We start from the raw sequence: 23848 nt of genomic DNA, 5'->3' as shown, positions 1-23848 counted from the left end.
CTCGGCGACCGGCGGGGCGGGTCCGCGCCTCGCGGTGGCGCGGCTCGCCGGTCGGCCGGCTCAGCGGTGCAGGTGCTCCAGATTGCGCCATTCGCCCTGCGCACAGAGGCCGTCGGCGACGCGCCGGGCCTCTCTTTCGGTGGCGTACTCCCGCATCACGGACTTGCCGTGCTGGCGGTGCTCGACCTCCCACGGCCCGGCCGGATTGACGCGCAGGAACACGTCCTGCCGCCGGTAACTCGCCGTCGTGCCGTTCCATCGGTGCTCAACCAGTCGCATCATGAGCGGCATCGTACACATGTTCGAACGAGCGCAGAAGACTATCCGGGCGCGGCACGGGGACGTACAGTGGTGACTCGTGCTCCGGCGGTTCAGGAGCAGCGGTGCGGCTGGACTACCGAATCACCACCGAACGGCTAGAATTCCGCGTGTCGGCGGCGTGGCACGCCCTGCGGGCTTCCTCCGGTGCCAGCGATTGTGGCACGATCCATGTCAGCCCCCTGGCGTCCCGCTGTATTCGTGGAGTCGACGATGCGTACGAACAAGATTTGCGCCCTTCTGGGCCGCGGCGCAATCATCGCGGTCCTCGGCGTGGCGACCGTCGCTGCTGTGGCTTCCCCGGCCGCGGCCCGGTACTCGTTCGATGGCGATGTCGTCCCCAAGCGTTCGCTGTCCTACACCGACTCCCTGGAGTGGGGTTCCGCGCCCGCCGCCGAGCCCACCGACGGCCCGGCGGAGACCGGCCTGGAGGAGCGCAGCCTCGAGTGGGGCTGAGCCCGCTCGGCTAGGACGACACCGAATGGATTGGGCGAACGGCATTGGCGAGGACTGACCGGCGCGTCCAACGATCGCCTGAGCTCTCCTGGTTGATAACCGGGCCACTCGCGCTGATGACGCTGTTGCTCAGCGCCATCACGCTGCACGAGTCGCCCGAGCCGCTCGGCAAGTGGTGGCTCGGCCTCGTCTTCTTCGGCCTGTTCCTCGTCGCCGAGCTGACCGTGCTGCACTTCGAGGTGCGCCGGCACACGGTGATCCTGACCCTGGCCGACATCCCGTTCCTGCTGGGCCTGTGTTTCCTGCCGCCCATCACGCTCATCCTGGTACGGCTGGCCGTGGTGGCGCTGGCGCAGTGGCGCCGCAAGGCCGCGCCGGTCAAGGCCGCCTTCAACATCACCCTGATGGGCGCCAGCACCGCCTGCGCCAACCTGGTCGTGCTGCAGGGCGGCCCGCTGAAGGCGGACGACCCGCGCAGCTGGGGCGTGCTGGTGGCGGCGGTGCTGACCACCATCCTGGTCAGCGCGGCGGGCGTGGTCGGCGTGATCACGCTGGTGCAGGGCCGGTTCGCGCCGCAGGAGCTGGCCGCCACCGTGGTGCCCGCCGCCGTGGTGATGCTCTTCAACACCACCATCGGCCTGGCCGTGCTGGTCATCCTGCAGCAGGGTGCCGCGGCGTACCTGCTGCTCGCGGTCCTGCTGGTGTTCTTCGCGCTCGCCTATCGCGGCTACGCGGGGTCGATGAACCAGCACCGGACGCTGACCGAGATCTACGACCTGACCGCCGCCATCTCCGACACGCCCCACGACGGGACGCTGCCCGACGTGCTGCTGGGCCGGGTGCGGCGGCTGCTCGGCGCGGAGTACGCCACGCTGTGGATGCCCGCGCAGGGCCGTCACCCGGAGGTGCTGCTCAGCTCGCGCCCCGACGACAAGGGCCTGCTGGATGTCGCGGGCTCGCCGGAGTCCCTGCGCAAGCAGGCGGTGGAGACGGGGCAGACCGTCGCGGTGAGCAAGAAGCTCGGCGACGACAACCTGCGCGCCCAGCTGCGCGACTTCGGCGCCAAGGACGCGATCGTGGTGCCGCTGCGGGCCAGCTCGGCGGTCATCGGCACGCTGGAGGTGGCCGGCCGGCTCGGCGACAACCTGAGCTTCGGCCAGGCCGACGTGCGCCTGCTGGAGGCGGTGGCCGCGCACGCCGCGGCGGCCGTCGAGAACAACCGCCTGGTCGACCGCCTGCGCTTCGACGCGTACCACGACGCGCTCACCGCGCTGCCCAACCGGCGCCGCATCAGCCAGGCGCTGGAGGAGGCGGTGCGGGTGCGCGCGCCCGGCGAGGTCGTCGCGGTGCTGATGTTCGACGTCGACGGGCTGCGGGACGTGAACGACTCGCTCGGCCACGCCGCGGGCGACCAGCTGCTGGCCGAGGTGGCCACCCGGCTGCGCACCCTGTCGCCGCCGGCGGCCCTGGTGGGCCGGGTGGGCGGCGACGAGTTCGTGGTGACGCTGCGGCTGCCCAACGCCGCGGCCGCCCTGGAGCTGGCCGCCGATCTGCGCCGCCGCCTGCAGGACCGGATGACCTTCGGCTCGCTGACGCTCGACGTGGACGCCGCGGTCGGGGTGAGCCTGCACCCGGAGCACGGCTCCGATCCGGCGACGCTGATCCAGCGCGCCGACGTGGCCACCCACGCGGCCAAGTCGCTGGCGGGCGGCGTGCAGCTGTTCGACCTGGCGCTGGAGTCGCGCTCGGTGCGGCGGCTCGGGCTCGCCGGAGATCTGCGCCGCGCCCTGGACAACGGCGAGCTGGAGGTGTACTTCCAGCCCAAGGTCACGCTGCGGGACCGCCGCCTGGTCGGGGTCGAGTGCCTGGCCCGCTGGGAGCACCCGACGCACGGCGCGGTGCAGCCGGAGGACTTCGTCGCGGTCGCCGAGCACACCGGCCAGCTGTCCCGGCTGACCGAGGTGGTGCTGCGGGAGGGTCTGCGCCGCGCCCGGCAGTGGGTCGACGCGGGCCGGCCGCTGTCGGTGGCGGTCAACCTGTCCCCGCGCACCCTGGTCGACCCGGCCTTCCCCGACCGGGTGGACGCGCTGCTGCAGGAGTACGGCGTCTCGCCCGACCGGCTCACCCTGGAGATCACCGAGGACGGGGTGGTGGACGGCGTCGACCGGCTGCTGCCTACCCTGCGCCGCCTGTACGACCTGGGCGTGCACCTGTCCGTGGACGACTTCGGCACCGGCTACTCGTCGCTGTCGTACCTGCGCCGGCTGCCCGTGCACGAGGTGAAGGTGGACCGGTCGTTCGTGCAGGGCATGGCGACCGACCCGGGCGACCTGGCGATCGTGCGGGCCGTGGTGGACATCTCGCGGCACTTCGGGCTGAGCGTGGTCGCCGAGGGCGTGGAGAGCGAGCTGACGCTGGAGCTGCTGGAGGAGATCGGCTGCGACATCGGCCAGGGCTTCCTGTTCAGCCGGCCGCTGCCATACGAGCGGCTGGAGGCCTGGCTGGGCGCCCAGACCGACGCCGAGCCGACCCCGCTGGGCGAGGTGCGCCGCCTGCGCGCGGTCGGCTGAGAAAGCCCCGCGGCGCGTCGGGGGAACCCGATTTCGCGAGAGCGCCGATGTTGTGTACTCTTACCAAGGCGCGCGGCGAGGTGGGAAACCACCAGGCAGCGAGCACGCCCCCTTAGCTCAGTCGGCAGAGCGTCTCCATGGTAAGGAGAAGGTCTACGGTTCGATTCCGTAAGGGGGCTCGACCGGACTCCCGGTGCATCCATCGGGAGGGCCGCCCAGCGGTGTAGCTCAGTTGGCAGAGCAAGCGGCTCATAATCGCTGTGTCGCCGGTTCAAATCCGGCCACCGCTACGCTGTGTTGATGCACTGGCGCACAGCCAGTCCAACGCGAGACCAGAGTCGGCTTTGTCTGGCTGGTCGCACGGTGTAAGGATCGCCACTGGCGGGCCTTTTTGCATGTCTGGATGGGCGCGGCCTATTCTGGCATGTCGGTAACTTAAGCAGCTTGTCTAGGAAGAGGCACTCCCGTGGCCAAGGCGACTGACGTACGTCCAAAGATCACCATGGCGTGCGTGGACTGCAAGGAGCGGAACTACATCACCAAGAAGAACCGGCGTAACGACCCGGATCGGATTGAGCTGAAGAAGTTCTGCCCGCGCTGCGGCAAGCACACCGCGCACCGCGAAACCCGCTGACCTCAGCGGTTCAGCAGACGTTCCCGGCAGGGGGCGGCCCGTCAGGGCCGCCCCCTGCTGGCATAGGTTGCTGGGTATGCCGTTGGACCAGTCATTCGTCGGGCGGACCTATCCGCCGACCGAGCCCTACCAGGTGGGGCGCGAGAAGATCCGGGAGTTCGCCACCGCGATCGGCGCGGAGGACGCCCTGTACCACGACGTGGAGGCCGCGCAGAAGGTCGGCTACCGCGACGTGGTGGCGCCGCCCACCTTCCCGATCATCCTGAGCTTCGCCGCGATGGAGCAGATCGTCACGGACCCCGAGCTGGGCATGGACTACAGCCGGGTGGTCCACGGCGACCAGCGTTTCGCCTACCGCCGCCCGATCGTCGCCGGGGACGAGCTCGTCGTGGTCAGCAGCATCGACGACGTCACCCAGCGGGGCGGGCACGACTTCCTCACCACCCGCGCGGAGCTGGCCACCCCGGCCGGCGAGCCGGTGGTCACGGTCTGGTGCAAGCTCGTCGTCCGAGGGCATGGTGAGTGAGTTGGCGTTCGAGAAGGGCCAGCAGCTGCCGCTGCAGACGTTCCGGGTGACCCGGGCGGACCTGATCCGCTACGCGGGGGCCTCGGGTGACTTCAATCCCATCCACTGGAGCGAGCGCACCGCCGTCGGCGTGGGACTGCCCGGGGTGATCGCGCACGGCATGTACACGATGGCGCTGGCAGGCCGGGCGGCCACGGGCTGGGCCGGGTCGGCCGACGCGGTGCTGGACATCCAGGCCCGGTTCACCCGGCCGGTGCCGGTGCCGGACACCGACGAGGGCACCGAGGTGGAGTTCACCGCGGTGGTCAAGAGCGTGTCGGAGGACGGTCTGGTCACCTTCGACCTCACCGCCATCTGCGCGGGCGAGAAGGTGTTGGCGCAGGCCAGGGCCATGATCAGGCAAATCTGATAGCCGGTTCCGGCGACGGCCGGCCGGTGGCGAGAGAAAATAGGGAGAGCCAGTTGGCCCACCCGCCCATCTACCCGTACACTGGTCGGCCGTGGGGTTAATGACCTCCGCCGGTGGCTCTCGGCCATCGGTGGGGCGAGTTTCCCGCACAGGGGTGTGGCGCAATTGGCAGCGCAGCGGTCTCCAAAACCGCAGGTTGCAGGTTCGAGTCCTGTCGCCCCTGCGGCTTTGGCCTGCCGGCCCGCGGTGGGCGATCCTGGTGGAACGGCTCACCGGTTGTCCTCCGCGACGACCGCCGGCCGCGGACCATGGTCGTATGGCCCGCATCGGCCCCACAGGGGGCGGGCCAGAACAGGTGCACCTCGCGGACACTGCGGGGGCACACGGGACCGTGTCCCTTCACGGTTCCGACACCACCCCGCGAGATGGAAGTAGGGCGAAGTGGCCGAGAGCAACCGACGTGGCGAGGACGCCGCGGCCGAGCACGTTGACGACGTGTTCGACGACGCTGTCGACGATGACGCCCAGGACGACGAGACCGTCGCCGGCGGCCGGGGCACCGCGACCAAGTCGCGCAAGGTGACCGACGGCAAGGACTCGCGGGCGGTCAAGAGTGCCGAGAAGTCCGAGAAGGTCGGTTTCTTCGGCAGGATCGGACGTTTTGTCCGTGAGGTCGTCGCCGAGCTGCGTAAGGTCATCTGGCCGACCCGTAATGAGCTGCTGACCTACACCGCCGTGGTGCTGGTGTTCGTCTCGGCCGTCATGGCGATCGTGGTGGGGCTCGACTACCTCTACGCCAAGGGTGTGCTGTTCGTCTTCGGTGAGCCGAAGTAAAAACCTAGGGAAGTGAGCGAGCTACGTGCCTGAGTACGACGAGACGGCCCACACGGACGACACCGAGCTGACCTCCGCGGTCGCGGTGTCCGAGGAGCCCACCCTCGTGACGGAGCCCGCTGACGACGAGTTCGACCCGGCGGCGGAGCTGCGGCAGAAGCTGCGCTTCGCGCCCGGCGACTGGTACGTGGTGCACTCGTACGCCGGTTACGAGAACAAGGTCAAGACCAACCTAGAGACCCGGATCACGAGCCTCGACATGGAGGAGTACATCTTCCAGGTCGAGGTGCCGACCCGCGAAGAGGTCGAGGTCAAGAACGGCAAGCGCACCCAGGTGCAGAGCAAGGTCTTCCCCGGCTACCTGCTGGTCCGCATGGACCTGACGCCGGAGTCCTACTCCTGCGTGCGCAACACGCCGGGCGTGACCGGGTTCGTGGGTGCCACCGACCGTGCCGACCGCCCGGCGCCGCTGAGCCTCGACGAGGTGCTCAAGTGGCTGCTGCCCGCGGTCGAGCAGCCGGGCGGGCCGGCGAAGAAGGCCAAGGCCGAGGTCAGGGTGCTTGACTTCGAGGTCGGCGACTCGGTCACGGTGACCGACGGCGCCTTCGCCTCGCTGCCGGCCACGATCTCCGAGATCAACGCCGACCAGCAGAAGCTCAAGGTGCTGGTGTCGATCTTCGGCCGGGAGACCCCGGTCGAGCTGAACTTCAACCAGGTCGCCAAGATCTGAGCTGTCATGCGGACGTGATGTCGCGGCGGGTGCCTCCGGGCGCCCGCCGCGAGTCGTCTCGGCCACGTCCGGCCCGGTAGGGGCCACCTCGCCGAATCGGCGCCCGCGAGTATGCGCTAACCTAGAACGTCCGGCCTGTGCCGCGCGCTGACCGTGCGCGCTCAATGCACCGGCCGGTCCGGTGTAAACCACCCGCGATCCGCCGATCCGGCGGGTCGACAAGTCCCAGGAAGTAGACATGCCTCCGAAGAAGAAACTCGTCAAGACGTTCACGCTGCAGCTCAAGGCCGGCCAGGCCACTCCGGCTCCGCCGGTCGGCCCGGCGCTGGGTCAGCACGGTGTGAACATCATGGAGTTCTGCAAGGCGTACAACGCCCAGACCGAGTCGTCGCGCGGCGACATCATCCCGGCCCAGATCAGCGTGTACGAGGACCGTTCGTTCACGTTCGTGCTGAAGACCCCGCCGGCGGCGCGCCTGCTCATCAAGGCGGCCGGTGTGGCCAAGGGCTCCGGCACGCCGCACACCACCAAGGTCGGTTCGGTGACCCGCGCCCAGGTGCGCGAGATCGCCGAGAAGAAGATGGCCGACCTGAACGCCAACGACCTGGACATGGCCGAGCGCATCATCGCCGGCACCGCCCGGTCGATGGGCATCACCGTCAAGGACTGAACGCCGCTCGCGGCGCCCGCCGCAGACGGTGACCCCGAACGTCGTGGGAGGGCCCGGGACAGGGCTCGACACAACCACAGGAGATCTTGAGAAATGAAGCACGGCAAGAGCTACAACAAGGCCGCTGAGCAGGTCGACCGGAACAAGCTGTACACCCCGGTCGAGGCCATCAAGCTGGCCAAGGACACCACCAAGGTCAAGTTCGACGCCACGGTCGAGGTCGCGATGCGCCTCGGCGTCGACCCCCGCAAGGCGGACCAGATGGTCCGCGGCGTGGTCAACCTGCCGCACGGCACCGGTAAGACCGCCCGCGTCATCGTCTTCGCCTCCGGCGAGAAGGCCGCCGAGGCGACCGCCGCCGGCGCCGACGCCGTCGGGACCGACGAGCTGGTGGCCCGCATTCAGGAGGGCTGGCTGGACTTCGACGCCGCGATCGCGACGCCGGACCAGATGGCCAAGATCGGCCGGATCGCGCGGATCCTGGGCCCGCGCGGCCTCATGCCGAACCCGAAGACCGGCACGGTGACCATGGACATCGCCAAGGCGGTGTCGGACATCAAGGGCGGCAAGATCACCTTCCGGGTGGACAAGCACTCGAACCTGCACCTGATCATCGGCAAGGCCTCGTTCACCGCCGAGCAGCTGGTGGACAACTACGCCGCGGTGCTGGAGGAGGTCCTGCGGTCGAAGCCGTCGGCGTCCAAGGGCAAGTACCTCAAGAAGGTGTTCGTCACCACCACCATGGGCCCCGGCATCCCGGTCGACCCGAACGTGACGCGCAACCTGCAGGGCGAAGAGGCCTGATCCGCCTCTCCACCCACGCGAAAGGCGCCACCCGCACCCGCGGGCGGCGCCTTTCCGCTTTCCCGGCCCCGCCGCCACGATCCATCCAGCCGTGCCCCGCCCCGGCGGCGTCGCCCGGCCCGGCCCACCACCTCCCCCGCGCCGCTACCGCGCTGCCTACGCCGCATGATCGCGATCTCGTGTCGGAACCTGCGGTCTGGCCCCACATTTCGACACGAGATCGCGATCAACCTCTGTCGAGCGTGGGGTGGTGCCGGGCGGTTGCCGGCGAAGATCGGTGGTTCGTGTCGGAACCTGCGGTCCAGCCGCACTTTTCGACACGAACCAGCGATCTCGCGGGAGGGCACGCCCCCCGAGAAGGCAGCCGCTCGTCCGGCGGAGCACCCCGGCCCGGATCAGCTCGGCGATGTACAAGCTGCGTCACACCACCCCGATTTGGCGGGGGCGAAGCAGGTCACGTATCGTTACCGCCAACAGTTCCACCCAAAGACCGCTGGTCATCTGATCCGGAGCACTCCGGAGCACGATCGAAGGCCCCGTCGCTCGGCAACGAGCGGGACACGGGCGGCCCGCGCAGGGAAGAACGGTGAGCCTTTCGAGCGGCCCCGCGCCGCCGTGTGAAGCCCCGTGCGCCCCTGCGCCGGGGCGTTTTCGTTTCCCTCCCGCTGCAGGTGCCGGGTCCGGCGAGACCAGCCTGGAGTACGAGAGAGGAGGGGACATGGCGGACAAGATCCGTGCCGACAAGGCCGGCACTGTCGCGGAGCTCAAGGAGCGCTTCCAGAACTCGGGCGCCGTGGTGCTCACCGAGTACCGCGGTCTCACCGTGAAGCAGCTCACTGACCTGCGTCGTTCCATGGGCGGTGCCGAGTACACCGTTGCCAAGAACACGCTTGCCAAGCGCGCCGCGACCGACGCCGGTCTGACCGGTCTCGACGCTCTGTTCACCGGTCCTACCGCGCTCGCCTTCGTCTCCGGCGATGTCGTCGAGGCCGCGAAGGGCCTGAAGGAGTTCGCGAAGGCGAACCCGCTGCTCGTCATCAAGGGCGGTGTCTTCGAGGGCAAGGCGATCACGGCGGCTGACGTCGCCAAGCTTGCCGACCTCGAGTCCCGCGAGGTGCTGCTGGCCAAGCTGGCCGGCGCGATGAAGGCGAGCATGAGCAACGCCGCGGCGCTCTTCCAGGCTCCGCTGGCCAAGGCCGTCCGCACGGCCGCCGCTCTGCAGGACAAGCGCGAGAAGGAGGGCGCCGACGCCTGACGGGCGTCGACGTCATCCGCAGCCCCATCTGCTCGCGGTTACCTGCCGCGGCGTGTAGACCCAGTACGAAAGGACGCCTGACATGGCGAAGCTGAGCACCACCGAGCTCCTTGACGCTTTCAAGGAGATGACCCTGATCGAGCTCTCCGAGTTCGTCAAGGAGTTCGAGAGCACGTTCGACGTGAAGGCCGCCGCGCCGGTCGCCGTCGCGGGCCCGGCCGGCCCGGCTGCCACCGCCGAGGCCCCGGAGGAGAAGGACGAGTTCGACGTCGTCCTCGAGTCCGACGGTGGCAAGAAGATCCAGGTCATCAAGGTCGTGCGTGAGCTGACCGGCCTGGGCCTGAAGGAGGCCAAGGACGTGGTCGAGGCCGCGCCGAAGGCGATCCTGGAGAAGGCCAACAAGGAGACCGCCGAGAAGGCCAAGGCCAAGCTCGAGGCCGAGGGCGCCAAGGTCACCCTCAAGTGATCTCCGGTCACCGCCCGGCCGCCGCGCCGGTGCGGTGACCACGGTCGAAGGGTGGGCTTCCCGACAGGGAGCCCACCCTTCGCGTATGCAGGACAAACTCGCGTTGAGACCAACTTGACGCAGTACCGGACACTGGAACCCGTCGCCGGGTCTTGACGGAAAGGGCGACTCCAGGCAGTCTTTCTTCAGTACGACCTTCCGAGTTAGTAGCGGACAGGATGCGGAGCGTGGCGGACACCGATCTGAAGGTGTCCTGGAGCACGTTCTGCGAAAGCCTGCCGTGGGTGCTCGACAGCGGTCTGTGCTTCGGCTACACTGCTAGTTTGCGCTGCCCTTCGACTTTTCCCCTGCCCGGATTGCCGGATTGTCTGTGACGATCGGATCTGGACCAGGGGCCTGTCGGGTTGCTCGCGTAACGGCCGTTGCACCACCGGTCCTCGGAAGGACGTATCTTGGCAGCCTCCCGCCCTGCGAAGACCAGTCGATCGTCGAGCGCGTTCGCTCCTCGCCGGATCTCCTTTGGCAGGATTACCGAACACCTCGAAGTGCCCAACCTGCTCGCTATCCAAACCGAGTCTTTTGACTGGCTTGTCGGCAATGAGTCCTGGCAGTCCCGTTCGTCGGCGCTCGCTGACGCCCGTTCGGGCCTCGCGGAGATCCTCGAGGAGATCAGCCCGATCGAGGACTTCTCCGGCACCATGTCGCTCAGCTTCTCCGACCCTCGCTTCGACGAGGTGAAGGCCTCCATCGAGGAGTGCAAGGAGAAGGACCTCACCTACTGCGCGCCGCTGTTCGTGACCGCGGAGTTCACCAACAACTCGACTGGCGAGATCAAGAGCCAGACCGTGTTCATGGGTGACTTCCCGATGATGACGCCGAAGGGCACCTTCATCATCAACGGCACCGAGCGCATCGTGGTCAGCCAGCTTGTCCGTTCCCCGGGCGTGTACTTCGCCAAGGAGCCGGACAAGACCTCCGACCGCGACCTCTCCAGCGTCAAGGTCATCCCGAGCCGGGGTGCCTGGCTGGAGTTCGACATCGACAAGCGCGACACCGTCGGCGTCCGTATCGACCGCAAGCGCCGGCAGGCCGTCACCGTCCTGCTGAAGGCGATCGGCTGGACGAACGACCAGATCCGCGAGCGCTTCGCGTGGTCCGAGCTGCTGATGACGACGCTCGAGAAGGACCACATCGCCGGTCAGGACGAGGCGCTGCTCGACATCTACCGCAAGCTGCGCCCTGGCGAGCCGCCGACCCGCGAGAACGCCCAGACCCTGCTCGACAACCTCTTCTTCAACCCGAAGCGGTACGACGTCGCCAAGGTCGGGCGCTACAAGTTCAACAAGAAGCTGGAGCTGGACGTCCCGATCACCACCGGGACGCTCACCGAGGACGACATCGTCGCCACCGTGGAATACCTGGCTCGCCTGCACGCGGGCGAGGAGGGCTACGAGGCCGACGACATCGACCACTTCGGCAACCGCCGCCTGCGCACCGTCGGCGAGCTGATCCAGAACCAGGTTCGGGTCGGCCTCTCCCGCATGGAGCGCGTCGTGCGCGAGCGCATGACGACGCAGGACGTCGAGGCGATCACGCCGCAGACCCTGATCAACATCCGCCCGGTGGTGGCGGCGATCAAGGAGTTCTTCGGCACGTCGCAGCTGTCGCAGTTCATGGACCAGACCAACCCGCTCGCGGGTCTGACCCACCGGCGCCGCCTGTCGGCGCTCGGCCCGGGTGGTCTGTCGCGTGACCGCGCCGGCTTCGAGGTCCGTGACGTGCACCCGTCGCACTACGGCCGCATGTGCCCGATCGAGACGCCGGAAGGCCCGAACATCGGCCTGATCGGCGCGCTCTCGACGTTCGCGCGGGTCAACCCGTTCGGCTTCGTCGAGACGCCGTACCGCAAGGTCGTCGACGGCAAGGTCACCGACCAGATCGACTACCTGACCGCGGACGAGGAGGACCGGTTCGTCAAGGCGCAGGCCAACGCCGTGCTCATGGGCGACGGCTCCTTCGCCGAGGACCGCGTGCTGGTTCGCCGTAAGGGCGGTGAGGTCGACTACGTGCCGCCGGCGCAGGTCGACTACATGGACGTGTCGCCGCGGCAGATGGTCTCCGTGGCCACCGCGATGATCCCGTTCCTCGAGCACGACGACGCCAACCGCGCGCTCATGGGCGCGAACATGCAGCGTCAGGCGGTGCCGCTGGTCAAGGCCGAGGCCCCGCTGGTCGGCACGGGTATGGAGTACCGTGCCGCGACCGACGCCGGCGACGTGGTCGTGGCCGAGGTCGGCGGCGTGGTCGAGGACCTGTGCGCCGACTACATCACCGTGCACCAGGACGACGGCTTCCGCCGGACCTACCTGCTGCACAAGTTCCGCCGGTCGAACTCGGGTTCCTGCGTGAACCAGAAGCCGGTGGTGCTGGAGGGCGCCCGCGTCGAGGCCGGTCAGGTCATCGCCGACGGTCCCTGCACCGACAACGGTGAGATGGCGCTCGGCCGCAACCTGCTGGTCGCCTTCATGCCGTGGGAGGGCCACAACTACGAGGACGCGATCATCCTGTCCCAGCGTCTGGTGCAGGAGGACGTGCTCACCTCGATCCACATCGAGGAGCACGAGGTCGACGCCCGCGACACCAAGCTGGGCCCGGAGGAGATCACCCGCGACATCCCGAACGTCAGCGAGGAGATGCTGGCGGACCTGGACGAGCGGGGCATCATCCGGATCGGCGCCGAGGTCGTGCCGGGCGACATCCTGGTCGGCAAGGTCACGCCCAAGGGCGAGACCGAGCTGACCCCGGAGGAGCGGCTGCTCCGCGCGATCTTCGGGGAGAAGGCGCGCGAGGTCCGCGACACCTCGCTGAAGGTGCCGCACGGCGAGACCGGCACGGTCATCGGCGTGCGCACGTTCTCCCGCGAGGACGGCGACGAGCTGCCCCCGGGCGTCAACGAGCTGGTCCGGGTGTACGTGGCCCAGAAGCGCAAGATCCAGGACGGTGACAAGCTCGCCGGCCGCCACGGCAACAAGGGTGTCATCTCCAAGATCCTTCCGGTCGAGGACATGCCGTTCCTGGAGGACGGCACCCCGGTCGACATCGTGCTCAACCCGCTGGGCGTGCCCGGCCGAATGAACATCGGCCAGGTTCTCGAGGTCCACCTGGGCTGGGTCGCGAAGACCGGCTGGAAGGTGGCGGGCGAGGACGCCGAGTGGAAGAAGGCGCTGCGCTCGATCGGCGCGCACGAGGCCGAGGCCAACACGAACGTGGCCACCCCGGTCTTCGACGGCGCGCACGACGACGAGATCGCCGGCCTGCTCGGCAGCACCCTGCCCAACCGGGACGGCCTGCAGCTGATCGGCGAGTCGGGCAAGGCCAAGCTGTTCGACGGCCGGTCCGGCGAGCCGCTGCCGGACCCGATCTCGGTCGGCTACATGTACATCCTGAAGCTGAACCACCTGGTGGATGACAAGATCCACGCCCGGTCGACCGGCCCGTACTCGATGATCACGCAGCAGCCGCTGGGTGGTAAGGCGCAGTTCGGCGGTCAGCGCTTCGGTGAGATGGAGTGCTGGGCGATGCAGGCCTACGGCGCGGCCTACGCGCTGCAGGAGCTGCTGACGATCAAGTCCGACGACGTGCTGGGCCGCGTGAAGGTGTACGAGGCCATCGTCAAGGGCGAGAACATCCCCGAGCCGGGCATCCCGGAGTCGTTCAAGGTGCTGCTCAAGGAGCTCCAGTCGCTGTGCCTGAACGTCGAGGTGCTGTCCAGCGACGGCGTGGCCCTGGAGATGCGCGAGACCGACGACGAGGTGTTCCGGGCGGCGGAGGAGCTCGGTATCGATCTGTCCCGGCGGGAGCCGAGCAGCGTCGAGGAAGTCTGATGTAAAAGGCGTCCTCCGCGCGCTCCGGCGTGTGGAGGACGCCTCCGCCATCAACTGACACTGATGAAGACACGAGCAAAGAGGGACATACAACGTGCTCGACGTTAACTTCTTCGATGAGCTTCGGATCGGCCTGGCGGGCGCTGAAGACATCCGGCGCTGGTCGCACGGCGAGGTCAAGAAGCCCGAGACCATCAACTACCGCACCCTGAAGCCCGAGAAGGACGGACTCTTCTGCGAGAAGATCTTCGGTCCGCAGCGGGACTGGGAGTGCTACTGCGGCAAGTACAAGCGGGTCCGCTTCAAGGGCATCGTCTGTGAGCGCTGCGGCGTCGAGGTGACCCGGTCCAAGGTGCGCCGTGAGCGCATGGGCCACATCGAGCTCGCCGCCGCGGTCACCCACATCTGGTACTTCAAGGGCGTGCCGAGCCGGCTGGGCTACCTGCTGGACCTCGCGCCCAAGGACCTTGAGAAGATCATTTACTTCGCCTCGTACGTGATCACGAGCGTGGACGCCGAGGCGCGTCACCGCGACATGACCACCATCGAGAACGAGATCTTCGCCGAGAAGCGGCAGGCCGAGAACGCCCGCGACGCCGAGATCGAGAAGCGAGCGGTCAAGCTCGAGTCCGACCTGGCCGAGCTGGAGGCCGAGGGCGCCAAGGCGGACGTGCGCCGCAAGGTCAAGGAGGCCGGCGAGCGCGAGATGCGCCAGATCCGCGACAAGGCGCAGCGCGAGATCGACCGCCTGGACGAGGTGCTGGACACGTTCCGCAAGCTCGACTCCAAGCAGCTGGTCACCGACGAGCTGCTCTACCGCGAGCTGCGCGACCGCTTCGGTGAGTACTTCACCGGCGGCATGGGCGCCGAGGCCATCAAGGCCCTGGTCCAGAACATGGACCTGGAGGCCGAGGCCGACTCGCTGCGCGAGACCATCCGCTCGGGCAAGGGGCAGCGCAAGCTGCGCGCGCTCAAGCGGCTCAAGGTCGTGGCCGCGTTCCTGGCCACCGGCAACTCGCCGCTGGGCATGGTGCTCGACTGCGTCCCGGTCATCCCGCCGGACCTGCGCCCGATGGTGCAGCTCGACGGCGGCCGCTTCGCGACGTCCGACCTGAACGACCTGTACCGCCGGGTCATCAACCGCAACAACCGCCTCAAGCGTCTGATCGACCTCGGCGCGCCCGAGATCATCGTGAACAACGAGAAGCGGATGCTGCAGGAGGCCGTCGACGCGCTGTTCGACAACGGCCGCCGTGGCCGGCCGGTGACCGGTCCGGGCAACCGCCCGCTCAAGTCGCTGTCCGACATGCTCAAGGGCAAGCAGGGCCGGTTCCGCCAGAACCTGCTCGGCAAGCGCGTGGACTACTCGGGCCGGTCCGTGATCGTCGTCGGCCCGCGGCTGAAGCTGCACCAGTGCGGTCTGCCCAAGCAGATGGCGCTGGAGCTGTTCAAGCCGTTCGTGATGAAGCGGCTGGTCGACCTGAACCACGCCCAGAACATCAAGTCCGCCAAGCGCATGGTCGAGCGGCAGCGCCCGGTCGTGTGGGACGTGCTGGAAGAGGTCATCACCGAGCACCCGGTGCTGCTCAACCGCGCGCCCACCCTGCACCGCCTGGGCATCCAGGCGTTCGAGCCGCAGCTGGTCGAGGGCAAGGCGATCCAGATCCACCCGCTGGTCTGCACCGCCTTCAACGCCGACTTCGACGGCGACCAGATGGCGGTGCACGTGCCGCTGTCCGCCGAGGCCCAGGCCGAGGCGCGCATCCTCATGCTGTCCAGCAACAACATCCTCAAGCCGGCCGACGGCAAGCCGGTGACCATGCCCACCCAGGACATGATCATCGGGCTGTACCACCTGACCCACAAGCGCACCGGCATGGTGGGCGAGGGCCGGGTGTTCAGCTCCGAGGCCGAGGCGATGATGGCCTTCGACAACGGCGAGCTGCACCTGCAGGCGCCGGTGCGGATCCGCCTCAAGGGCGTCACCTCGGTCGACAACGGGCCGGGCGCCGAGGCGTGGACCGCGCCGGAGGAGTGGGAGCCGAACGAGCCGCTGATCCTGGACACCACGCTGGGCCGGGTCCTGTTCAACGAGACCCTCCCGGTGGGCTACCGGTTCGTCAACCACGAGGTCCGCAAGGGCCAGCTCTCGGGCATCGTGAACGACCTCGCCGAGCGCTACCCCAAGGTCGCCCTGGCGGCGACGCTGGACGCGCTCAAGGAGGCCGGCTTCCACTGGGCCACCTGGTCTGGCGTCACCATCGGCATGGAGGACGTCATCTCGCCGCCGCGCAAGGGCCAGATCCTTGAGCGGTACGAGAAGGAGGCCGAGCGCTTCGACAAGCAGTACCAGCGTGGTCTGATGACCGCCGAGGAGCGCCGCGGCGAGCTGATCGAGCTGTGGACCAAGGCGACCAACGAGGTGGCCAAGGAGCTGGAGACCGCGCTGCCGCTGGAGAACCCGCTGTGGCGCATGATCCACTCCGGCGCGCGAGGCAACATGCTGCAGCTGCGTCAGATCGCGGCGATCCGTGGTCTGGTGGCCAACCCGAAGGGTGAGATCATCCCGCGGCCGATCAAGTCCTCGTACCGCGAGGGCCTGAGCGTGCTGGAGTACTTCATCTCCACGCACGGCGCCCGCAAGGGTCTGGCCGACACCGCGCTGCGTACCGCCGACTCGGGTTACCTGACCCGTCGTCTGGTGGACGTCTCGCAGGACGTGATCATCCGCGAGGACGACTGCGGCACCGACCGCGCGATCCCGATGCAGATCGGCACGCGCCACGACGGTGTGCTGTCGGTGCACGAGCACGCCGAGACCGGCGCGCACGCCCGCACCCTGGCCGAGGACATGTCGGACCCGTCCGGCAACCTCGTCGCGGCCCGCGGCACCGACCTCAACTCGATCGTCGTCGACAAGCTGGTCAAGGCCGGTATCGAGAACGTCCGGGTGCGCTCCGTGCTCACCTGCGAGAGCAAGCTGGGCGTCTGCGCGGCCTGCTACGGCCGTTCGCTGCCGACCGGCAAGCTGGTGGACGTCGGCGAGGCCGTCGGCATCATCGCGGCGCAGTCCATCGGTGAGCCCGGTACGCAGCTGACGATGCGTACCTTCCACACCGGTGGTGCGGCCTCGGGTGAGGACATCACCCAGGGTCTGCCGCGTGTCCAGGAGATCTTCGAGGCGCGGGTGCCCAAGGGCAAGGCGCCGATCGCGGACACTCCCGGCCGCATCCGCATCGAGGCCGGCGACCGGTCGAAGAAGATCATCATCGTGCCGGACGACGGCAGCGAGGAGATCGTCCACGACAAGATCTCGAACCGCGTCAAGCTGCGCGTGCACGACGGCGCCCACGTCGAGGTCGGCGAGAAGCTGACCGAGGGCACCATCGACCCGCACGAGCTGCTGCGCATCATGGGCCCGCGCGCGGTCCAGGTCCACCTGACCAACGAGGTCCAGGAGGTCTACCGCTCGCAGGGCGTGATGATCCACGACAAGCACATCGAGATCATCATCCGCCAGATGCTCAAGCGCGTGACGATCATCGACTCGGGTGCCACGGAGTTCCTGCCGGGCGTCCTGGTCGACCGGGCACAGTTCGAGGGCGAGAACCGGCGCCTGGTCTCCGAGGGCGGCGAGCCCGCGGCCGGCCGGCCGGTGCTGATGGGTATCACCAAGGCGTCGCTGGCGACCGAGTCGTGGCTCTCGGCGGCCTCCTTCCAGGAGACCACCCGGGTGCTCACCGACGCGGCCATCAACGCGCGCAGTGACTCGCTCATCGGTCTCAAGGAGAACGTCATCATCGGCAAGCTCATCCCGGCGGGTACCGGCATCAGCAAGTACCGCAACGTCCGGGTGGAGCCGACCGAGGAGGCGAAGGCCAAGGTCTACTCCATGACCTCGTACGGCGAGACCGACTACGGCTTCGGCCCGGCGTCCGGTGTCGCGGTGCCGCTGGACGACTTCGACTTCGGGTCGTACCGGTAACCGTTCGTAGAACGTGGCGTCCCCCATGTCGTTTACACGGCATGGGGGACGCCGTTTTTCTGTCCGCGGGCGGCCCGGCCGGTCTCGCCGCCCGCGATCCCGCCGATCCCGACCCGGTCGCCGACACGAAGGCCACCGCCGCGTTCGGGCTCGGCCTGCTGGCCGCGGTCACCGGCCTGGCCGTCGGCGGCATCGTGCCCGCCACGGTGGCGCTCGCGCTGGCCCGGCAGGCCCGGGCGGAGCTGCGCACCGGTGAGGGCTGGCGCACCGGTGCCGGGCGGGTGCGCTGGGCCGAGCGGCTGGCCTGGCTGGGTATCGCGCTGGCCGGGGCCAGCCTGCTCGCCCTGGTCGTGTTCCTGTTCCTGCGCGGCGTGCGCTTCGGGCCCCAGGACTTCCCGCCGACCGTGGACTGAGCGGGCGGCGCGGGCGGCGCATGGTGCGGACGTGGCAGGATCGGCGGCGTGACTGAGCAGCCTCCCGCGCCGCAGTGGCCGACCGTCCCGCCGACGGCCGAGCAGGCTCCGGCCCCGCAGTGGCCGACGGTGCCGCCGACGGCGGAACAGGCCCCGGCTTCGCAGTGGCCCACGATGGCGCAGGTTCCTGCCGCGCCATGGCCGACGGTGCCGCCCACGGGTGAACAGGCTCCGGCCCAGCAGTGGCCGTCGGTGCCGGCGGGCCAGACGGTGCCGCCCGGCCCAGAACACTCCGGGGGGCAGGTGCCGGTCTCCGGAGGTCACGGACCGGTGGGTCAGCGGCCGGCCGTGCAGGGTCCGGCTGTGCCGTCGTGGCCGACGGTGGCGCAGGCGGGGCCGCGGCCGGTGAGCTACCCGGCGCCGGTGCGGGTCGAGGTCGTGCCGGGGACACCCTACGGGCTGGCGGTGCTGGGTGCGCCGAAGACCGCGTCCGGCGTGGCGGCCAGTTCGCTGGCCACCGGGGTCGGGTCGGTGCTGGTGTCGCTGGCCGTCTGGTGTTTCGGGCTGACGGGGGCCGAGCCGGGCTGGGGCGGGCTGGTCGCGGGGGCGTTCGCGGTGCTGGCGATCCTGCTCGGGGCCGCGGGCATCGTGCTGGGCTGGCTGGGGATGCGTCAGATCCGGCTCGCCGCGGGGACCATGACCGGCCGGGGCGTCGCGATCTCGGGCCTGGTGTGCGGTGCCGTGGGCTTCTTGCTGGCCGCGTTCGGCCTCATCGTCGCGATCGCCCTCAGCGCGGGCGCCTGACGGCTGGCACCGGCCGAAGATCGCCGTCTCGTGTCGGAACCTGTGGTCAGACCGCACTTTCTGACACGAGATCGCGATCTTCGCCTCGGAGGCAGACCCGGCGAGGCGACGTCTCGCGGTGGGCCGGGGGAGAGCTGGCTCACGGTCTGGCATCCGGTTCAAGGTGTGGGAATCGACGAGGTAGACTGGCGTTCGGAGTTCGCGTCGACGGCGGGCTGGCAACTCGGAATGAACGGCATGCGGCACAATCGCGCATCGATGCGCGGGTGACAGGTACCCCGTTTTGACCAGTGGGCCATCGGTTCGGTACTCTTTCCCCTCGTGCCCGGGCTTGCCCGGGCCCCTCGTGCGTGCGCCGACGCGGAGAGCCTGACCCACAGGGCCGGGCACCGTAGCACCACGACAACGACAGACTCCGACAGCTCGAGAAATCGAGCCGCCGGGCCCGTGTGCCGGACGACACGCCCGACCGCGGGGGTCGGGACACGTCTCGGATCGCTCCGGGACGGCGCCGATCGCAGCAGTTCGGGCCGCATACGCGGCCAACGGCCACATAAGTTTCCACGGCGAAGAGCCGCGGAGAGAAGCAAAAGGGAGCGGAGAAACCCGGTGCCCACTATCCAGCAGCTGGTCCGTAAGGGCCGCCAGGCGAAGACGAGCAAGACCAAGACGCCGGCGCTGAAGGGGAGCCCCCAGCGGCGGGGTGTGTGCACGCGTGTGTACACCACGACGCCCAAGAAGCCGAACTCGGCACTGCGGAAGGTAGCTCGCGTCAAGCTGAGCAGCCAGATCGAGGTCACCGCGTACATCCCGGGTGTCGGTCACAACCTGCAGGAGCACTCGATCGTGCTCGTCCGCGGCGGTCGTGTTAAGGACCTGCCCGGCGTGCGCTACAAGATCATTCGTGGTTCGCTGGACACCCAGGGTGTCCGCAACCGCAAGCAGGCACGTAGCCGCTACGGCGCGAAGCTGGTCAAGGAAGGGAAGAAGTAATGCCGCGTAAGGGCCCCGCGCCTCGTCGGCCGCTGAACGCCGACCCGGTTTACAGCTCGCCGCTGGTCACGCAGCTGGTCAATAAGATCCTGCTCAACGGCAAGCGCCAGCTGGCCGAGCGGGTCGTGTACGGCGCCCTGGAGGGCTGCCGCGAGAAGACCGGCACCGACCCGGTGGTGACGCTCAAGCGCGCCATGGACAACGTGAAGCCGACCCTCGAGGTCCGCAGCCGCCGTGTCGGTGGCGCGACCTACCAGGTGCCGGTCGAGGTCCGTCCGGCCCGCGCGACCACGCTGGGTCTGCGCTGGCTGGTGACCTACTCCCGCGCCCGTCGCGAGAAGACCATGGTCGAGCGCCTCATGAACGAGCTGCTCGACGCCAGCAACGGCCTCGGCGCCGCCGTCAAGCGGCGTGAGGACACGCACAAGATGGCCGAGTCGAACAAGGCCTTCGCGCACTACCGCTGGTGAACGTCGTGGAGCCGGTCCGATTCGTCGGTGCCGGCTCCACACCCTTGACTTTCCGGGACTGAGTCCCACACCGAAAGGATCGTGAAGTGGCCGCCGTAGACGCCGCCCTCGCCAAGACCCGCAACATCGGCATCATGGCGCACATCGACGCCGGTAAGACCACCACCACCGAGCGGATCCTGTTCTACACCGGTATCACGCACAAGATCGGTGAGGTCCACGAGGGCGCTGCCGTCATGGACTGGATGGAGCAGGAGCAGGAGCGGGGTATCACCATCACCTCCGCTGCGACCAAGTGTGAGTGGAAGGGCCACACGATCCAGATCATCGACACGCCCGGCCACGTCGACTTCACCGTCGAGGTGGAGCGGTCGCTGCGCGTGCTCGACGGTGCGGTGGCGGTCTACGACGGTGTCGCCGGTGTGGAGCCGCAGACCGAGAACGTGTGGCGCCAGGCCGACAAGTACAACGTGCCGCGTATGTGCTTCGTCAACAAGCTGGACCGCACCGGTGCGGACTTCTTCCGCTGCGTCGACATGATGATCACCCGTCTCAACGCCACCCCGCTGGTGCTGCAGATTCCGATCGGTCTCGAGGGCGACCACATCGGTGTCGTGGACCTGCTGGGCATGCGCGCGCTGACCTGGCGCGGCGAGACCCAGAAGGGTGAGGACTACGCGGTCGAGGAGATCCCGGCGAACCTGGCCGAGCAGGCCGACGAGTGGCGCACCAAGCTGCTCGAGACCCTGTCCGAGGCCGACGACGAGATCATGGAGAGCTACCTCGAGGGTGGCGAGTTCACCGTCGAGCAGCTCAAGGCCGCGATCCGTCGCGCCACCATCGCCGGCAAGCTGAACCCGGTCGTCTGCGGCTCGGCGTTCAAGAACAAGGGCGTGCAGCCGATGCTGGACGCGGTCGTCGACTTCCTGCCGTCGCCGCTGGACATCCCGGCCATCGACGGCACGCTGATGGACGGGGAGACCCCGGTCGCCCGCCACGCCGACTCGACCGAGCCGTTCTCCGGCCTGGCGTTCAAGATCCAGACTGACAAGCACCTGGGCAAGCTGACCTACGTGCGGGTCTACTCCGGCACGCTGGACGCGGGCTCGCCGGTGATCAACTCGACCAAGGACCGCAAGGAGCGGGTCGGGAAGATCTACCAGATGCATGCCAACAAGCGTGAGGAGCGCTCGCAGGCGTTCGCCGGCGACATCATCGCGGTGCAGGGCCTGAAGCAGACCACCACCGGTGACACGCTGAGCGACCCGGCCAACCCGGTGATCCTGGAGTCGATGACCTTCCCGGACCCGGTCATCTCGGTGGCCATCGAGCCGAAGACGAAGGCCGACCAGGAGAAGCTCGGCACCGCGATCCAGAAGCTCGCCGAGGAGGACCCGACCTTCCGCGTGAAGCTCGACGAGGAGACCGGCCAGACCGTCATCTCCGGCATGGGCGAGCTCCACCTGGAGATCCTGGTCGACCGCATGAAGCGCGAGTTCAACGTCGAGGCGAACGTCGGCAAGCCGCAGGTGGCGTACCGCGAGACGATCCGCCGCGTGGTGGACAAGCTCGAGTACACCCACAAGAAGCAGACCGGTGGCTCGGGTCAGTACGCGAGCGTCATCATCGGCCTCGAGCCGCTGCCGCTGGACGCCCCGGCGCAGTACGAGTTCGTCAACGCCGTCACGGGTGGCCGCATCCCGAAGGAGTTCATCCCCTCGGTCGACGCCGGCGCCCAGGACGCGATGCAGTACGGCGTGCTGGCCGGGTACCCGCTGGTCGGCGTCAAGATGACGCTGATCGACGGCAAGTACCACGAGGTCGACTCGTCCGAGATGGCGTTCAAGATCGCCGGCTCGATGGCGCTGAAGGAGGCGGCCCGCAAGGCCGACCCCGCCATCCTCGAGCCGATGATGGCCGTCGAGGTCGTCACGCCCGAGGACAACATGGGTGACGTCATCGGCGACCTGAACTCGCGCCGTGGCATCATCCAGGCGATGGAGGAGCGCAGCGGCGCCCGCGTCGTCCGTGCCCTGGTGCCGCTGTCGGAGATGTTCGGCTACGTCGGCGACCTCCGGTCGAAGACCCAGGGCCGGGCCAGCTACAGCATGGTATTCGACTCCTACGCCGAGGTTCCCGCGAACGTCGCGAAGGAGATCATCGCTAAGGCCACCGGAGAGTGACCGCCGTGGTGACGCCGGCCCCGGCCGGCGTCACCACGGCCTAGCTCAACAGGCCTCAGCAACGCAAGAAGCGCCGGCGAACCCGGCGGGCAAAGGTCCTAAGCGCCAGTCGGCGCCGTCGGGCGAACGAACCAACAGTCCACAGGAGGACACCAGTGGCGAAGGCGAAGTTCGAGCGGACTAAGCCGCACGTCAACATCGGCACCATTGGTCACATCGACCACGGTAAGACGACGCTGACGGCGGCCATCACTAAGGTCCTGCACGACAAGTTCCCGGCACTCAACCCGTACACCCCGTTCGACGAGATCGACAAGGCGCCGGAGGAGAAGGCTCGTGGTATCACGATCTCCATCGCGCACGTCGAGTACCAGACGGAGAACCGGCACTACGCGCACGTCGACTGCCCGGGTCACGCTGACTACATCAAGAACATGATCACCGGTGCCGCCCAGATGGACGGCGCGATCCTGGTGGTCGCCGCGACCGACGGCCCGATGCCGCAGACCCGCGAGCACGTGCTGCTGGCCCGTCAGGTCGGCGTTCCCTACATCGTCGTGGCGCTCAACAAGAGCGACATGGTCGACGACGAGGAGCTGCTGGACCTGGTCGAGCTCGAGGTCCGCGAGCTGCTGTCGAGCCAGGAGTACCCGGGTGACGACCTGCCGGTCGTCCGGGTCTCCGCGCTCAAGGCGCTCGAGGGCGACGCCAAGTGGTCCGACGCGCTCATGGGCCTGATGGACGCGGTCGACACCGCGATCCCGCAGCCCGAGCGTGAGGTCGACAAGCCGTTCCTCATGCCGATCGAGGACGTGTTCACGATCACCGGTCGTGGCACCGTCGTCACCGGTCGTGCCGAGCGTGGCATCCTCAAGCCGAACGAGGAGGTCGAGATCGTCGGCATCCGCGAGAAGTCGATGAAGACCACCTGCACCGGCATCGAGATGTTCCGCAAGCTGCTCGACGAGGCCCGCGCGGGCGAGAACGTCGGTCTGCTGCTGCGTGGCATCAAGCGCGAGGACGTCGAGCGCGGCATGGTCGTGGTCAAGCCCGGCTCGACCACCCCGCACACGGAGTTCGAGGCGTCGGTCTACATCCTCTCCAAGGAGGAGGGCGGCCGCCACACCCCGTTCTTCCAGAACTACCGTCCGCAGTTCTACTTCCGGACCACCGACGTCACCGGTGTCGTCACGCTGCCCGAGGGCACCGAGATGGTCATGCCCGGCGACAACGTCGAGATGAACGTGAAGCTCATCCAGCCGATCGCCATGGAGGAGACCCTCCGCTTCGCGATCCGCGAGGGTGGCCGCACGGTCGGCGCCGGCCGAGTCACCAAGATCCTCAAGTGATCTTCGCGGGCGCCCCGCTCTCGGGCGGGGCGCCCGCACCTTTACGTGTACGCAGGTCGGGCCTGTTTTAGTGAGCCCCGGCACCCTGATTTCAC

The 23848-nt window shown here is 68.5% G+C and carries 21 protein-coding genes and 3 tRNA genes; 23 read left to right on the top strand and 1 reads right to left on the bottom strand.

Annotation, left to right across the window (positions count from 1 at the left end):
• Positions 1-60 precede the first annotated feature (60 nt).
• Positions 61-282 (bottom strand): hypothetical protein, encoded by a 222-nt coding sequence (locus tag CS0771_RS03705; RefSeq protein WP_203741779.1) that lies wholly within the window; start codon positions 280-282, stop codon positions 61-63.
• 327 nt (positions 283-609) lie between these two features.
• On the opposite strand from CS0771_RS03705, the gene CS0771_RS03700 reads away from it, so the two are divergent.
• From CS0771_RS03700 to tuf, 23 genes are all read left to right on the top strand, one after another.
• Positions 610-774, top strand: a complete 165-nt coding sequence (locus CS0771_RS03700) for a hypothetical protein (protein ID WP_212839770.1) — start codon at positions 610-612, stop codon at positions 772-774.
• A gap of 116 nt (positions 775-890) precedes the next feature.
• Positions 891-3344, top strand: coding sequence for a sensor domain-containing phosphodiesterase (locus CS0771_RS03695; RefSeq protein ID WP_212839769.1), 2454 nt, complete (start codon positions 891-893; stop codon positions 3342-3344).
• 106 nt (positions 3345-3450) lie between these two features.
• Positions 3451-3523 (top strand) — tRNA-Thr (locus CS0771_RS03690).
• A gap of 38 nt (positions 3524-3561) precedes the next feature.
• Positions 3562-3634: transfer RNA gene (locus tag CS0771_RS03685), tRNA-Met, on the top strand.
• A 176-nt stretch (positions 3635-3810) separates the two neighbouring features.
• Positions 3811-3978: a 50S ribosomal protein L33 gene (gene rpmG / locus CS0771_RS03680; protein ID WP_018347744.1), complete on the top strand. Its 168-nt coding sequence runs from the start codon at positions 3811-3813 to the stop codon at positions 3976-3978.
• A 76-nt stretch (positions 3979-4054) separates the two neighbouring features.
• Complete coding sequence (locus CS0771_RS03675) at positions 4055-4504, top strand: MaoC family dehydratase N-terminal domain-containing protein (protein WP_212839768.1); 450 nt, start codon at positions 4055-4057, stop codon at positions 4502-4504.
• Position 4505: 1 nt separating this feature from the next.
• On the top strand, positions 4506-4913 hold the full coding sequence (locus CS0771_RS03670) for a MaoC family dehydratase (protein ID WP_371821345.1): 408 nt from the start codon (positions 4506-4508) through the stop codon (positions 4911-4913).
• A 150-nt stretch (positions 4914-5063) separates the two neighbouring features.
• Positions 5064-5136: transfer RNA gene (locus CS0771_RS03665), tRNA-Trp, on the top strand.
• A gap of 218 nt (positions 5137-5354) precedes the next feature.
• Positions 5355-5747: a preprotein translocase subunit SecE gene (secE, locus tag CS0771_RS03660; protein ID WP_212839766.1), complete on the top strand. Its 393-nt coding sequence runs from the start codon at positions 5355-5357 to the stop codon at positions 5745-5747.
• A gap of 25 nt (positions 5748-5772) precedes the next feature.
• Positions 5773-6477: a transcription termination/antitermination protein NusG gene (gene nusG, locus CS0771_RS03655; RefSeq protein WP_203741767.1), complete on the top strand. Its 705-nt coding sequence runs from the start codon at positions 5773-5775 to the stop codon at positions 6475-6477.
• Between the two features lie 238 nt (positions 6478-6715).
• Positions 6716-7147, top strand: coding sequence for a 50S ribosomal protein L11 (rplK, locus tag CS0771_RS03650; protein ID WP_212839765.1), 432 nt, complete (start codon positions 6716-6718; stop codon positions 7145-7147).
• Positions 7148-7240: 93 nt separating this feature from the next.
• Positions 7241-7951 (top strand): 50S ribosomal protein L1, encoded by a 711-nt coding sequence (gene rplA / locus CS0771_RS03645; protein ID WP_203741763.1) that lies wholly within the window; start codon positions 7241-7243, stop codon positions 7949-7951.
• 718 nt (positions 7952-8669) lie between these two features.
• Positions 8670-9206: a 50S ribosomal protein L10 gene (rplJ, locus tag CS0771_RS03640; protein WP_203741761.1), complete on the top strand. Its 537-nt coding sequence runs from the start codon at positions 8670-8672 to the stop codon at positions 9204-9206.
• A gap of 82 nt (positions 9207-9288) precedes the next feature.
• Positions 9289-9672 (top strand): 50S ribosomal protein L7/L12, encoded by a 384-nt coding sequence (rplL, locus tag CS0771_RS03635; protein WP_212839764.1) that lies wholly within the window; start codon positions 9289-9291, stop codon positions 9670-9672.
• 227 nt (positions 9673-9899) lie between these two features.
• On the top strand, positions 9900-10046 hold the full coding sequence (locus CS0771_RS03630) for a hypothetical protein (protein ID WP_203741757.1): 147 nt from the start codon (positions 9900-9902) through the stop codon (positions 10044-10046).
• Positions 10047-10124: 78 nt separating this feature from the next.
• Entirely contained in the window at positions 10125-13556 is a 3432-nt protein-coding gene (locus CS0771_RS03625) for a DNA-directed RNA polymerase subunit beta (protein ID WP_212839763.1), read from the top strand.
• Between the two features lie 94 nt (positions 13557-13650).
• Positions 13651-17541, top strand: coding sequence for a DNA-directed RNA polymerase subunit beta' (locus tag CS0771_RS03620; protein WP_212839762.1), 3891 nt, complete (start codon positions 13651-13653; stop codon positions 17539-17541).
• A gap of 41 nt (positions 17542-17582) precedes the next feature.
• Positions 17583-17954: a hypothetical protein gene (locus CS0771_RS03615; protein WP_212839761.1), complete on the top strand. Its 372-nt coding sequence runs from the start codon at positions 17583-17585 to the stop codon at positions 17952-17954.
• 48 nt (positions 17955-18002) lie between these two features.
• Positions 18003-18758 carry a DUF4190 domain-containing protein gene (locus CS0771_RS03610; protein WP_212839760.1) on the top strand — a complete coding sequence of 252 codons (756 nt, stop codon included), beginning with the start codon at positions 18003-18005 and terminating at the stop codon, positions 18756-18758.
• Between the two features lie 609 nt (positions 18759-19367).
• Positions 19368-19751, top strand: coding sequence for a 30S ribosomal protein S12 (gene rpsL, locus CS0771_RS03605; protein ID WP_120317147.1), 384 nt, complete (start codon positions 19368-19370; stop codon positions 19749-19751).
• A complete protein-coding gene (gene rpsG / locus CS0771_RS03600; protein ID WP_203741749.1) occupies positions 19751-20221 on the top strand; it encodes a 30S ribosomal protein S7 in 471 nt (156 codons plus the stop codon). Before rpsL ends, rpsG begins: the two co-directional genes overlap by 1 nt.
• Before the next feature lie 86 nt (positions 20222-20307).
• A complete protein-coding gene (fusA, locus tag CS0771_RS03595; RefSeq protein WP_203741741.1) occupies positions 20308-22404 on the top strand; it encodes an elongation factor G in 2097 nt (698 codons plus the stop codon).
• A gap of 155 nt (positions 22405-22559) precedes the next feature.
• Positions 22560-23753, top strand: coding sequence for an elongation factor Tu (tuf, locus tag CS0771_RS03590; protein WP_203741739.1), 1194 nt, complete (start codon positions 22560-22562; stop codon positions 23751-23753).
• Positions 23754-23848 lie beyond the last annotated feature (95 nt).

It is taken from the genome of Catellatospora sp. IY07-71, from assembly GCF_018326265.1.
Classification (GTDB): Bacteria; Actinomycetota; Actinomycetes; order Mycobacteriales; family Micromonosporaceae; genus Catellatospora.
Note: the sequence above shows the minus strand (reverse complement) of the source record. Positions and strands in the feature narration are given on the sequence as shown.